Annotated in this window: 9 protein-coding genes and 1 pseudogene; 7 read left to right on the top strand and 3 right to left on the bottom strand. The window is 69.9% G+C overall.

All coding sequences use genetic code 11. The features are described 5' to 3' along the window. Nucleotides 1-22 precede the first annotated feature (22 nt). From ACWD02_RS34945 to ACWD02_RS34930, 4 genes are all read left to right on the top strand, one after another. Entirely contained in the window at nucleotides 23-517 is a 495-nt protein-coding gene (locus tag ACWD02_RS34945; RefSeq protein ID WP_451218300.1) for a hypothetical protein, read from the top strand. Between the two features lie 127 nt (nucleotides 518-644). Next, a complete protein-coding gene (locus tag ACWD02_RS34940; protein ID WP_451218298.1) occupies nucleotides 645-1,184 on the top strand; it encodes a hypothetical protein in 540 nt (179 codons plus the stop codon). A gap of 201 nt (nucleotides 1,185-1,385) precedes the next feature. Next, complete coding sequence (locus ACWD02_RS34935) at nucleotides 1,386-3,917, top strand: DnaB-like helicase C-terminal domain-containing protein (RefSeq protein WP_451218295.1); 2,532 nt, start codon at nucleotides 1,386-1,388, stop codon at nucleotides 3,915-3,917. Further along, nucleotides 3,917-4,489: a hypothetical protein gene (locus ACWD02_RS34930; protein WP_451218293.1), complete on the top strand. Its 573-nt coding sequence runs from the start codon at nucleotides 3,917-3,919 to the stop codon at nucleotides 4,487-4,489. Before ACWD02_RS34935 ends, ACWD02_RS34930 begins: the two co-directional genes overlap by 1 nt. A 244-nt stretch (nucleotides 4,490-4,733) precedes the next feature. Here ACWD02_RS34930 and ACWD02_RS34925 read toward each other — a convergent pair whose 3' ends face one another. Then, the gene (locus ACWD02_RS34925; protein ID WP_451218290.1) at nucleotides 4,734-5,000 is read right to left on the bottom strand and encodes a WhiB family transcriptional regulator; all 267 of its coding nucleotides are present in this window, start codon (nucleotides 4,998-5,000) and stop codon (nucleotides 4,734-4,736) included. Between the two features lie 238 nt (nucleotides 5,001-5,238). On the opposite strand from ACWD02_RS34925, the gene ACWD02_RS34920 reads away from it, so the two are divergent. Then, the gene (locus ACWD02_RS34920; RefSeq protein WP_451218287.1) at nucleotides 5,239-6,219 is read left to right on the top strand and encodes an SDR family NAD(P)-dependent oxidoreductase; all 981 of its coding nucleotides are present in this window, start codon (nucleotides 5,239-5,241) and stop codon (nucleotides 6,217-6,219) included. 230 nt (nucleotides 6,220-6,449) lie between these two features. Beyond that, complete coding sequence (locus ACWD02_RS34915; protein ID WP_451218284.1) at nucleotides 6,450-6,884, top strand: peptidoglycan-binding domain-containing protein; 435 nt, start codon at nucleotides 6,450-6,452, stop codon at nucleotides 6,882-6,884. A 141-nt stretch (nucleotides 6,885-7,025) separates the two neighbouring features. On the opposite strand, the gene gdhA is transcribed toward ACWD02_RS34915, so the two are convergent. Next, nucleotides 7,026-8,384: an NADP-specific glutamate dehydrogenase gene (gdhA, locus tag ACWD02_RS34910; RefSeq protein ID WP_451218281.1), complete on the bottom strand. Its 1,359-nt coding sequence runs from the start codon at nucleotides 8,382-8,384 to the stop codon at nucleotides 7,026-7,028. Between the two features lie 246 nt (nucleotides 8,385-8,630). Then, nucleotides 8,631-9,389, bottom strand: coding sequence for a YwiC-like family protein (locus ACWD02_RS34905; RefSeq protein ID WP_451218278.1), 759 nt, complete (start codon nucleotides 9,387-9,389; stop codon nucleotides 8,631-8,633). Nucleotides 9,390-9,745: 356 nt separating this feature from the next. Between ACWD02_RS34905 and ACWD02_RS34900 the strand changes: the two are divergent. After that, nucleotides 9,746-13,400, top strand: a pseudogene (locus ACWD02_RS34900) (nitrate reductase subunit alpha). Nucleotide 13,401 lies beyond the last annotated feature (1 nt).

Below are 13,401 nucleotides of genomic sequence, written 5' to 3'. Positions count from 1 at the left end.
GCGACGTCGTACGGTGTCCCCCGTGGGCAACGTGTTCGGTGGCGCTTCGAAGAGCCTGTACCTGTCCAACGGCGGGACAGAGGTGTTCGTCAACGTGCTGATGCTGGCGGTGTCCGATCTCGCCGACGACGAGTGGGACTACCGCTTCGCATCCCTCCTGTCGCTGCAGGACCAGAATGTGATGGGTCGTGGGGCTGTCGGATTCGACCTGCGAGACATCGCCTGGGGCGCCACGGAACGCGAACGTGCCAGATCGAAGGACTTCGTGTTGCGTGCCACCGCCCTCGCGTCGAGCCGCCACCGCTGGAGCGAGCTGGACTACGAGCCTTCCTTCGCCCGTGACTACCTGCGCCAGTTCAAAACCATGGTCGAGTCCTTCGAGCCGACCGACGAAGTTCTCCGCGAAGGAGGCTTCCCGGGAGCGGACGAACGCGCGACGGCCTCCTGCGCCTTGCATCGGATCCTCAGTGCGCTTCCGTACTGGGAGGGGTGCTTCCTCTGCACCGAGCCGGCCTGAAGCGCGCGGGACGGGATGCGGTGGCGGTGGTGAATGGCGCGTTGAGCATGTTGCTCGGCCACCCATACGGGTAGAGCGGCGCCGGTAGGGGCTGGTTTCGATCTAGGGCGGCAAGTCGGTGCCTGGGATGATCTCCGGCATGGTCGACTCTGCCCTCTGGATTTCATCGTTGACCGCCGGCACCGCAGTCATGGCCAGCTGGGTCACCAGCAGAGGGACCGCCAGGGCCGCGCAGATCCAGGCGGCCACCGCCGAGCGGATGCAGCGCTCCGTACATGTGAGTGAGGTGCGAAGGGCCGCTTACGTGCGCCTCATTGAGCAGGCGCACAAGATGGCCGAGTTGTACTGGGCGGTGTCCGACATCCATGCGGCCGGCGGCACCCGAGCCGAGCAGGTGCCCGCGCTGAAGGAGATACGGGTCGGCCTTCGGGAGGCGTACAGCAGACTCCGCCACTGCATCTGGGTGATCAGCCTTGAAGGGCCGGACGATGTCGCCGAGGCCGCGGAAACACTGCGGCTCGCGACCAGGCCCCCGTACCGTGCACTCGATGAGGCGATCACTGACAACCCCGACGCCCTCGCGGCCTTCGACCAGTACTACGACCCTTTCTGGCAGTCTCTCCTGGCCTTCGTCGCGACCGCCCGAGTCGCGGTGCACAACCTGTAGCACCAGCAGGCGAGGCAGAACCCCCGTGGCGGCTCACCTTGTCCTCTTGGGAACGCGCACGCATAAGGGTGACTTGAGGCGTGAAGAGTGGTGAGCCTGGATTGGGGAGTGGTGGGTTGTCGTTAGGGTGGGGGTGAGTTGAGAGAGGCTGTGGGGATGGATCAAGCGCCCGAGAGTGAACGCACCCCGGGGATCAGGAATGTGACCGAGGCCCGTGAGGAGCTGCACGCCCTGGTGAAGCTGGCCGAGGGGCAGGACGCCAGGTCGACGCTGATCGGCAATCGCGGTGTCCGTGCGGTGCTCGCCCCCTTGGACCGTTTCCCCGCCGCTCGGCGCCCGGAGAGCAACGGCCTTGCCAGCCACGCCCTGGGCTCGGCGCAGAAGGAACTCGGCGAGCTCGTCGCGCTCGCCGCGGGCGGGCAGCCCCAGGTGCTGCGCCGCTATGCCACCCCCGTCGCGGTCCTGTTGCCCGTGGATGGCCCCATCAGCGGCACCCCATCCGATGTCGCCGCCTCTGGCGCGGCCCAGGCAGGAGGCGCGGTGAACACCCAGCCCACAGCACGCCGCAGGCTCGCCACGCTCGGCGATGCCATCGGCGACGTCCTTACCTCTGTCTCGGTGCCGGGTCTCTCGTTCGGCCTTGCCGGTCTGGATGACGCCACCGGTGGCCTGCACCCGGGACGCCTGGTCCTGGTGGCCGCCCCACCGCAGGCGGGCGGCAGCCTGGTCGGCCTCGCCGCGGCCCGTCACACCGCGCTCGTGCAGGGCGGCCGCGTCCTGTACGCGGCATCGGGACCCAGCAGCGCGGACATCACCCGCCGTGTCATCGCCGCGGAGGCCGGTGGCGACTACGCACGCCTCAAGCGAGGCACGCTCACCCCCCACGAGCAGGAGGTCGCCGACCGGTTGCGGCACGCACCGCTGCTCATCGATGACGGCACCGACCTGAGCGCGCAGGCCATCGCGGAGACCGCACCGCTGGCCGACGACCTGGCGCTCGTCGTGGTCGATCGCCTGCAGCGGGCCCCCAACCCGCGTCTGCCGCTGTCGGGAGAGCACCTCCCGCAGGCCGTGCAGGTCTTGGGCGAGCTGGCCCGCACCCTTGATGTGCCGGTCCTGGTGGTCGTGGACACCGATGAGCCGGCCATCGTGAACCTGCTCGACGCGGACGTCATCCTCACCCTTGCCCCGGGGCCGTCGCTGACGGCCGTCACGGTCGCCGAACGGGATCTGGGCATCATCGGCCGTGCCCATCTGCGGCCCGACCTCGTCCGCGCCAGGTTCCTGGACGCCGGTCCCGTTGCCTCTGCTCCCGCCGCCGAGGACACGGCTGCGGCTGCCGCCAGTGCGCAGGAGGGGAGGGGGCACGACGCCGAGCGTGAACTGGCTGACGCCGGGCTTCCCTTCACCTCCGGCGCCCTCAAGGGGCTGCCCGCCGAGGCCACCCGCCTGCTGGCGGCGCTGCGCACGGCCGTGGCCGGCGGGGATGCGGGCGCCCTTGCGCACCTGCGCGGTCCGCTGCACGACCTGGCCGCCGCCGGTGTGTCGTGCCCGGACACCGCCCAGGGGCGACGGCTGGCCGACGCCCTGCACACCTACGCCACCACGGCGCCCGGATCCGCCACGGAAACCACGGCAGTGGTGGGTCCCGCGAGCGGCGAAGTGCCCCCATCGGAGGTCCAGCAGCCGGCCGAGGCGCGCATCGAAGAACAAATCGGCGAGGCCGACGACGACGGCGACGCCTACGGTCTGGCGCCGGGGGATGAGGAGGATGAGCCCGAGGGAGCGGTGTTCCCCGCGCTGGTGATCCTCAAGGACGCGGTGGCCCGTTCGAAGATGCACCCGATCCAAGTCATCCGTACCGAGGAGCGCGACAGCGGCCCCTGGCCTCTGATCAGCGAGGACATGGACGGCGAGCCGCGCTGGGTGCACCCCGAGGTCACCAGCGAACGCGTCGCCCACGTCAACGCGAACGGCAAGCGAGTCAGGCGTGACCAGCTCCTGGTACCCGACTCGTTCGGCGACGGCGTGATGTGCCTGATCGACCGCAACGGCTCCTATCCCTCGGCCTGTTCGGCCGTCCCGCTCGCCCCGAACAAGCTCCTGCACACCGGCCCTCTCGAGGCGTTCGACAAGACCCAGGCCGGCATCTACCTCATCGACATCCCGCAGTGGGACCGCCCCGACATGCCCCACCCTCTGGGCCGGGTCGTCGAAAGCGCCGACGAGCACGGTCGTGTGTGGGTCACCACCCCGCACATCAGACAGTTGGAACGGCTCATCCGCGAGGGCCACATCGACACCCCGCTGACGTTCCACGATTCCTGGACCGGCAAGGCCAACGAATCGCTCCTCAAGCCGTTTTACACGGCGGCCCGCGAAGCACGTATGGAGCTCGTTCAGGGCGGCGGCGAGCCCTACAAGGCGTACAAGACGCGTCTGTCGATCGCGCTGCGTCTGCTGTGGCCCAAACGAGAGGAACAGCGCTCGCCGTTCTGGCGGCCCGACTGGCGCATGAGCATGGTCGCCGAGGCGTCCGTGCGCCACTGGATCACGGCCTTCAAGGCAGTCCAGGAGGGCCACCGGCTCATCGCCCTGCGCAACGTCGACGCGGCCGTCTTCTTCACGCCCGACGCCACGCCCCCCACCCCCTACCGGGTCGGGGCCGGCTTCGGCGAAGTGAAGGCAAAGTTCGTCCCGCGCGGGGAGTTCATCCCCGAGGGTGAGGACTGATGGCCGGTCCCACCGGGCACGGCCCCTCACTGGGCGCCGCTCTGGGTGACCTGTTGCGCGCCCAGGTCACCCCGCGCCACCGCCTCTCCTCCTACACCGCCCGGCACTGGCACGCCCAGCTCAGCCACCTCACCAAGACCCATCGCGGCTACCAGATCCTGGAGGACGCCGGACTGCACGTCACGACCAAGACCCTCGTCAACTGGCTGTCCGACCCCGAGTACAGCGTCCGCCGCAGCTATCGCGACGTGATCCACACCGCCTACGAGAACGCCGCCATCGTCCCGGCCGAACCGATCCCCACGCAGGTCAAGGGCGGCCAGTTCGAGATCAGCGGCACGGTCAAGACCGGTGCCGACGAACGCGTCCGTGGCACCAGGCGGGCCGCGCCTCTGCGGATCGACGGGCGCCGGGGGCACTGGGACGACATCGAGACGCTCTGGGCGGCAGGCGAGCTCACCGACGACGCGTTCGAGGATCACTTCATCGACGACGTCATCGTCGAGGACATCGGCGAAGGCACGGACGGGTGGGACTTCCCCGGAGCCTCGTACGCCGTTGAGCTCAGGTGAGGGCAGCACTCGGACAAGTGGTGCACTGCTCGGCCAGATGCCGCCGCTGAAAGGCGACGTCCACGTGACCGGCCTACGTTGAAGGCCCAGGGCCCCGCACCAGAACCGTCAGAGGGGCTCTTTGGAAGGAGAGGCCGTCGTGGCGGACAAGGTCGGTCGGAGAAGGTGAACGGCAGGGCCGAGGGATCGACCGGCAGAGGCCCGGGCGACGGCAACCTGAACTGCCGCCGGCGCCACCCGCGGGTCAGGTTCTGGCCGGGGTTCTGCGGGCCGCGGCCCTTGTCGCCCTGCGTCGCCGCCTCGACCGCTCGTCCTCTCCCATGCCGCCCCACACACCTGAGGCCTGCCCCGTCTCCAGCGCCCAGTCCCGGCACCGGTCGAGGACCGGGCAGCGATGACACACCCGCTTCGCGGCGAGCAGGTCCTCCTCGGCGGGGCCCGACGTGCCGACCGGGAAGAACATCTCGGGATCTTCGTCGGCACAGGCGGCTTGCCGCCACCACAGCTCCATGACGCCTCCTTGCGGCGCCGGATCAGGACCGCGCCGCCAGATTGGTTGTGCCGTGTTCACGCTCAACTCCAGCCCGAGTGCCCGGGAGGCACCGGGCGAAACAGAGGGAACACGGGTAACGCCCCGCACACCGGAAAGAAGATCCCGACGCCACGGGATCGAAGCGTCGCGACCGGGGAACCCGGCGGTACCGCCGCCGCGGTGTCGCGGTATCTGAGGAAGGGAGCACCCAGCGCTCATGGCACGGACCACGGAAGAATCCTTGGCAGGGCAGACCGCGCTCGTCACCGGAGGGTCGCGAGGACTCGGGCTGCTCATGGCCGACCAACTGGCTGCCCGTGGCTGCACGGTGGTCATCGCTGCCCGTGACACCGATGAGCTCGCGGCCGCCCAGAAGAAGCTGCTCCACCGCCGGCCCGACGTCGCCGTCCACACCTCGGTCTGCGACGTGCGTGACCAGGAGGCGGTGCACGCCATGTTCCGGGCCGCCCACGACACCTGCGGCGGGCCGGACATCGTCATCGCCAACGCCGGTGTCATCCAGGTGGCGCCGGTGGAAGCCATCGGCGCCAAGGAGTTCAGGGACGCCATGGACACGATGTACATGGGGGCCGTGCACACCTGCCTCGAAGCGCTTCCGTATCTCAGGGAGAGCGAGCAGGGAGGGCGGTTGGGCGTCATCTCCTCGGTGGGCGGGCTCATGGGCGTGCCCCACCTGCTGCCCTACGCCGGTGCCAAAGCTGCCGCGGGTGTCCTGGCGGAGGGGCTGCACGCCGAAGCCGCCGCGAGCGGTGTCAGCGTCACGGCGGTGTATCCGGGGCTGATGCGGACGGGGTCGCATCTGCAGGCCGAGTTCGGCGGCGCACGCAGCAAGGAGTACGGCTGGTTCTCCGCGGCGGCGGGTGCGCCGCTGGTCTCGATGAACGCGCAGCGCGCTGCCGAACGCATCGTCAAGGCCGTCGTCCGGCGCCGTACTCGGCTGGTCCTGACCCCCCTGGCTCGTGCGGCCGACCTGGCCCACGGTCTGGCGCCCGCCGCGACGACACGCCTCAACGGCGTGGTGGCGCGGCTGCTGCCGCAGGCCCCCTCCGGACGCCCGCGGCTGCGTCGCGGCACCGAGGTCGACCCACCGAAGGGAGCAGTCAGCGGCCGCTTCCAGACATGGGGAAGCGCCCTGAACGAACGCGCCGCCGACGCCTACAACGAGCGCGAAAGCTGACTCACCGCCGCCCCGAGCAGGGCCTCGGGCCGCTTCGGATACCACCAAGGTTTACTGGATTACCTCCGTGGTTGGACGACTTGGTCCCGCCCGTGCCAGATGCTGATTCCGGTCGACGATGCGTGCCCATGGCGCGCCGACCAAGGGAAAGCCTCAGACGCATGCCGCCGAGTCGGCCCGTACCGAGCCGTTCGGCCGACCACGCCATCACACACGGGGGTAACAACACCATGTCCGTCTCCGCACCCATCCGGCGCCTCACTGCCGCCGGCCTCGGCTCGGCTCTCCTCGCGTCAGGGCTCCTGACCGCGACAGCCGCCCCGGCGCACGCAGCAACGCCGATCTGCACCAAGACCGTGATCAAGTGGAACGCGGGCTATTCGGGGCCGGTGGCCGCGGCCTCGAACGGCTCCCTCAACTGCCAGCTGGGCCCGGGCAACAGCAGCTCCGCGGTCAAGGCGCTCCAGAACTCCCTGTTGCGATGCAGCATGAAAAGCCCCGGCGCCATCGACGGCATCTACGGCCCCGCCACCAAGGCGTCTGTCGCCCATCTCCAGCAGGCCAGGGGCGTCTCACCCGCGGACGGTCTCTACGGCCCGAAAACACGCAAGGTCTTCAGCTGGCTCATCAAGGGCCCCGAGGGCGCGGCCTGCTTCAACTTCTGATCCGCGCCGACTGCCGGGTCGGCATTACGCCGACGCCGCCTTCACGCACCCGCTGACCAAGAGGTGGGCGAGAGGGCGAAAGCGGGGCGCCTCACCCCATGGGGAGAGCGCCCCGCTCCTCGCTGCCGTCCAGGCCTCGGTTCAGATCACGCCCTGCGCCAGCATCGCGTCCGCGACCCGCTCGAAGCCCGCGATGTTGGCGCCCGTCACGTAGTTGCCGGGGGCGTCGTAACGCTCGGCGGTCTCGTGGCAGGTGCTGTGGATGTCGTTCATGATGTGCGTCAGCTCTTCCTCGACCCGTGCCGCCGACCACGACGTACGGGCGTGGTTCTGGGCCATCTCCAGGGCGCTGACCGCGACGCCGCCCGCGTTGGCTGCCTTGCCGGGCCCGAAGGCGACACCAGCCTGCTGGAAGAGGCGTACGGCATCGGGCGTCGTCGGCATGTTGGCGCCCTCCGAGACCACCTTCACGCCGTTGCGGATCAGGGCGGCCGCGTCGTCGGCCTCCAGCTCGTTCTGCGTGGCCGACGGCAGCGCGATGTCGGCCGGGACCTCCCAGACCCGCCCGCCCGGGACGAAGCGGGCCGATGCGCCCCGGCGTTCGGCGTAGCTGTCGACCCGGCCGCGCTCGACCTCCTTGATCTGCTTGAGGAGGTCGAGGTCGATGCCCTTCTCGTCGACCACGTATCCGGATGAATCCGAGCAGGTCACGGCGTTGGCACCGAGGGCGGCCAGCTTCTCGATGGTGTAGATGGCGACGTTGCCGGAGCCGGAGACGACCGCGGTGCGGCCCTCCAGGTCCTCGCCGCGCTCGCGCAGCATCGCCGCCGCGAAGAGGACATTGCCGTAGCCGGTGGCCTCCGGACGGATCAGCGAGCCGCCCCAGCCCTGGCCCTTGCCGGTCAGGACGCCGGCCTCCCAGCGGTTGGTGATGCGCCGGTACTGGCCGAACAGATAGCCGATCTCCCGGCCGCCGACGCCGATGTCACCCGCGGGCACGTCCGTGTGCTCGCCGATGTGCCGGTGCAGCTCCGTCATGAAGGACTGGCAGAAGCGCATGACCTCCGCGTCGCTGCGGCCGTGCGGCTGGAAGTCGCTGCCGCCCTTGCCGCCGCCGATGCCGAGGCCGGTCAGCGCGTTCTTGAAGATCTGCTCGAAGCCCAGGAACTTGATGACGCCGAGGTTCACCGACGGGTGGAAGCGCAGGCCGCCCTTGTACGGGCCGAGCGCGCTGTTGAACTCCACCCGGAAACCGCGGTTGACGTGCACGCGACCCCGGTCGTCCTGCCACGGCACCCGGAACAGGACCTGCCGCTCGGGCTCGCACAGTCGCTCGATCAGGCCGGGCTCGGCGTACTCGGGACGGGCTGCGATGACCGGCGCCAGCGTCTCCAGGACCTCGTGTACGGCCTGGATGAACTCCGGCTGAGCGGGGTTGCGGTGCTCGATCTCGGCGAGCAGCTGCGCGAGCGTGGTCTTCGTCTCGGATCGCGTGGTCAAGGGGGCCCTTTCTGGCACGGCTGACACCGGGGATCCGGCCCGGAGCGCGGCGCAGCTGCGGCGTGCTCCGGTACAGCCCGGTCGGGACGCTCGGCGCCGTTGCCGTGCGCGTGACACTCATGTATTACGCGCATGTAAACACACTGACCAGCATCCGGGTCCAGGGTGCGACCACAATGCGAGATCACGCATCCGGCGCCACCCGTACCGGCGCTGCCACACGCACGCACGGAGTGCCGGGGAGCGTCACGCGCCGTACGCCGCGACGAGCGCCCCGAGCAGGGCCAGGGACAGGACCACCTCCACGGCTCCGATCACCGGTGCCCGTACGGTGCCGCGCGTCGGCATCCACACCGCCCGGAGGAAGCAGACACCGAAGAAGACCACGAGCGCCGCGGACAGGTGCATGGCATACGTCACGGCCGCCGCGCCGGCGTGCCAGACAGCGGACGCCCGGCGATACCGGGAGCTGCCCCGCTCCCGGATCATCGTCTTGACGTAGAGAACCGTGCCCGCGAAGTAGAGCAGGCAGGCCAGCGCCGGGCGCCAGGCGTGGCCGAGGTCGCCGCCGCCCAGGAGGAGCGCGACCGGCAGCATTCCGCAGGCGGGGATCACGGCGGCGATCCCGTTCGGCAGGGCCCGCTCGCGGTTGCGCCACGCGTACGCGCCATTGACGGCGAGGAACGGCATCGCGCACGCCCCGGCGGCCAGCAGCCACGGCGCGTGGACGACCAGCGCCACGGCGGGAGGCAGCAGGGCGAGGCCGAAGACCCGGGCCGGGAGCACGTGACGTCGGGCGGCCCGGGGGTTGCGGGAGTTCCGGCGCAGCCGCAGCCACTGCTGGACGTGGAACGAGGCCAGGTATCCCAGCAGCCAGGCCAGGAGCAGGACGGCGTGCCAGGGAGTGGGGGTACCAAGGAGCATTCCGGTGAGGAACGGAACGACGAGCATGGCCCAGGCCCCGTGCTGATGGGGCAGCCAGCGCCGGAGGGCACGCGATGCCATGACAATCCCCTTCGCGGCCTTCTTGAACCTCTGGGCCTTGTCGGTCTGCTCGACCCCCCGGACGGTCACCAGCCTGTCAGCGAAGCTGCCGCGTGGTTGCAGCCGTTGGTCCCGTTCCGGCCGGGCGAACGTCCCGCGAACCGGGCTTGCGTGCGGCGTCGTCCGCCGGTCGGATCCGCCGCGGCCTGCGGTCTCCACAAGTACGGGCCTTGGTCCCGCCGTTATGGGACCAATGCCGTGAAATCACCGCAGGGCGCCCGCATAGTGTCATCGCGTACCGATCTTCGTACCGGTGCTCGCGCCACATCGGGCGCGCCGCGGCGCGCCCGATCCGTCGATGTCCATGAGGAGTCCGGGTGCAGCAGAAGCAGGGCGGAGACCCCGCCGACCTTTTGATCAGGGCCGGCCGTTTCTTCAGCCGGGATACGGTCTCCGACGACCTGCGGACGGTGACCCGCACGGGCGGCCGCGACGCGGAGTCCTTCTATCGGGACCGGTGGAGCCACGACAAGGTCGTGCACTCGACGCACGGCGTGAACTGCACCGGTTCGTGCCGGTGGAAGGTGTATGTCAAGGACGGCATCATCACCTGGGAGACGCAGGCCACGGACTACCCCAGCGTGGGCCCAGACCGGCCGGAGTACGAGCCGCGCGGCTGCCCGCGCGGCGCGTCCTTCTCCTGGTACACCTACTCGCCGACCAGGGTCCGCTACCCCTACGTCCGCGGAGCCCTGATCGAGATGTACCGGGAGGCGAAGTCCCGCCTGAAGGACCCGGTGCTCGCCTGGGCGGACATCCAGGGCGACCCCGAGCGGCGCCGCGAATACCAGCAGGCGCGCGGCAAGGGCGGCCTGGTGCGGTCCACTTGGGACGAAGCCCTGGAGATCGTCGCCGCCGCGCACGTGCACACCATCAAGGCGCACGGACCCGACCGGGTCGCCGGGTTCTCGCCGATCCCCGCCATGTCGATGGCATCGCACGCGGCAGGCGCCCGGTTCCACTCGCTGATCGGCGCGCCCATGCTGTCGTTCTACGACTGGTACGCCGATCTGCCGGTCGCCTCGCCGCAGGTGTTCGGCGACCAGACCGACGTACCCGAATCGGGCGACTGGTGGGACGCCGCGTACCTGATGATGTGGGGCTCGAACGTCCCCGTCACCAGGACCCCCGACGCGCACTGGATGACCGAGGCCCGCTACCGGGGCCAGAAAGTCGTGGCCGTCTCGCCGGACTACGCGGACAACACGAAGTTCGCCGACGAGTGGATGCATCCGCACCCCGGCACGGATGGCGCGCTCGCCCTCGCGATGGGCCACGTGATCCTCAAGGAGTTCTTCGTCGACCGGCAGACGCCGTTCTTCACCGACTACATAGGCAGGTTCACCGATCTGCCGTTTCTGATCACCCTGAAGGAAACGGATGCCGGGCTGGTCCCGCACAAGTTCCTCAACGCCGCCGACCTGGGCCAAGACGTCGAGAACGCCGAGTGGAAACCGGTGCTGCTCGACGACGCCACCGGCGAGCCGACCGTCCCGAACGGGACCCTCGGTCACCGCTGGAGCAGCGGCGAGAAGCCTGAGTGGAACCTCGACCTCGGTGGCGTCGTCCCCCGGCTGAGCCTGTACGCGAGCGGCTGCGAAAGCGCCGAGGTGACGCTGCCCCGGTTCGAGGAGGGCGCCCCCGGGACCGAGCGCCGCGGGGTTCCCGTGCGGCGCGTCGGCGGGCGGCTCGTGACGACCGTGTTCGACCTGATGCTCGCGCAGTACGCGGTCGGGCGCCCGGGTCTGCCCGGCCGGTGGCCGACGTCGTACGAGGACGCGGACACCCCCGGCACGCCGGGCTGGCAGGAGACCCTGACGTCGGTTCCGGCGGCCCAAGCGGTGCGCGTGGCACGGGAGTTCGCTGACACCGCCGAGCGCTCGCAGGGCCGCTGCATGATCCTGATGGGGGCCGGGACCAACCACTGGTTCCACTCCGAGACCATCTACCGCGCGTTCCTGGCCCTGCTCACCCTGACCGGCTGCCAGGGCCGCAACGGCGGCGGCTGGGGCCACTACGTCGGCCAGGAGAAGTGCCGCCCGGTCACCGGGTGGGCCACCCTCGCCGCCGCGTCGGACTGGTCGCGGCCGCCGCGCCAGATGATCGGCGCGGGCTGGTTCTACCTGCACACCGACCAGTGGCGTTACGACACCCTGCCGGCCGAGGCACTGGCCTCGCCACTGGGCGACGGCCGCTTCAGGGGCATGACCGGCGCGGACTGTCTCGCCGCGTCGGCCCGCATGGGGTGGATGCCCTCGTACCCGACGTTCGACCGCAATTCTCTGGAGCTGGGCGAGGCCGATGACCCCGTCGCCCACACGGTGGAACAACTCACGTCCGGCAAGCTGAAGTTCGCGACCGAGGATCCCGACGCGCCCGAGAACTGGCCGCGCGTGCTGACCGTATGGCGGGCCAATCTGCTCGGCTCCAGCTCCAAGGGCAACGAGTACTTCCTCAAGCACCTCCTGGGCACGCACTCCAACCTGCCGGCCGACGGGCCGCGCTGTACCCCGCGCGACGTGACCTACCGGGAGGGTGACGTCGAGGGCAAGCTCGATCTGCTTCTCTCGCTCGACTTCCGCATGACGTCGACGACGCTCCTGTCCGACGTGGTGCTGCCCGCGGCGACCTGGTACGAGAAGCACGACCTCTCGTCGACGGACATGCACCCTTTCCTGCATGCCTTCACCCCGGCGATCGACCCGCCCTGGCGGGCTCGCTCCGACTACGACATCTTCCACGCGCTGGCCCGACGCTTCAGTGATCTGGCGGCCGATCACCTGGGTGTACGCAAGGACCTGGTGGCCACGGCGCTCCAGCACGACACGCCGGGCGGCGAAATGGCCCAGCCGGGCGGCGTCGCTCTGGACTGGTCGCAGGGGGAGTGCGAGCCCATACCCGGCCGCACCATGTACAACCTGAGCGTCGTGGAGCGCGACTACGGCGCGATCGGCGAGAAGTTCGCGGCGCTCGGCCCGCTCGTCGACACCCTCGGCGTGACGACGAAGGCGGTCACCTTCGAGGTGGGCGAGGAAGTCGCCTACCTGCGCCAGAAGAACGGAGCGGTCCGGGGGGGGAGTGGCCGACGGTCGCCCCCGCCTGGACACGGCGCAGCGGGCCTGCGAGGCGATCCTCAGTCTCTCCGGTACGTCCAACGGCCGTCTCGCCACCCAGGGCTTCAACACCCTGGAGGCCAGTACGGGCCAGGAGATGGCACATCTGGCCGCCGAGCACGAGGGCAAGCGCGTCACCTTCGCGGACACCCAGGCGGCACCCGTGCCGGTGATCACCTCACCGGAGTGGTCGGGCAGTGAGTCCGGCGGCCGGCGCTACACCGCATTCACCGTCAACACCGAACACCTCAAGCCATGGCACACCTTGACGGGGCGTCAGCACTTCTTCATCGACCACGACTGGATGCACGAGGTCGGCGAGGCGCTGCCCGTCTACAAGCCGCCGCTGAACATGCACCGGCTCTACGGGGAGCCGGAGCTGGGCACAGTCGGCGACGAGCGCGAGGTGGCCGTGCGGTTCCTCACCCCGCACAACAAGTGGGCCATCCACTCCCAGTACCAGGACAACCTGTACATGATGACGCTCGGTCGCGGCGGTCAGACCGTGTGGATGTCGCCGCAGGACGCGGACGCCATCGGCATACGCGACAACGAGTGGGTGGAGGCCGTCAACCGCAACGGCGTCGTCACCGCCCGCGCGATCGTCTCGCACAAGATGCCGCCCGGCACCGTCTACATGAACCACGCCCAGGAACGCACGGTTGGCGTACCCAAGACGCGCACGACGGGAAAGCGCGGCGGCATCCACAACTCGCTCACCCGGATCATGCTCAAGCCCACCCATCTCGTGGGCGGCTACGCCCAGTTGACGTGGGCCTTCAATTACCTGGGCCCCACGGGCAACCAACGTGACGAGGTGACGGTCATCCGCCGCAGGTCGCAGAAGGTGGAGTACTGAC

Source organism: Streptomyces sp. NPDC002853, from assembly GCF_053591915.1.
This window is presented reverse-complemented; position numbering and strand designations above follow the sequence as displayed.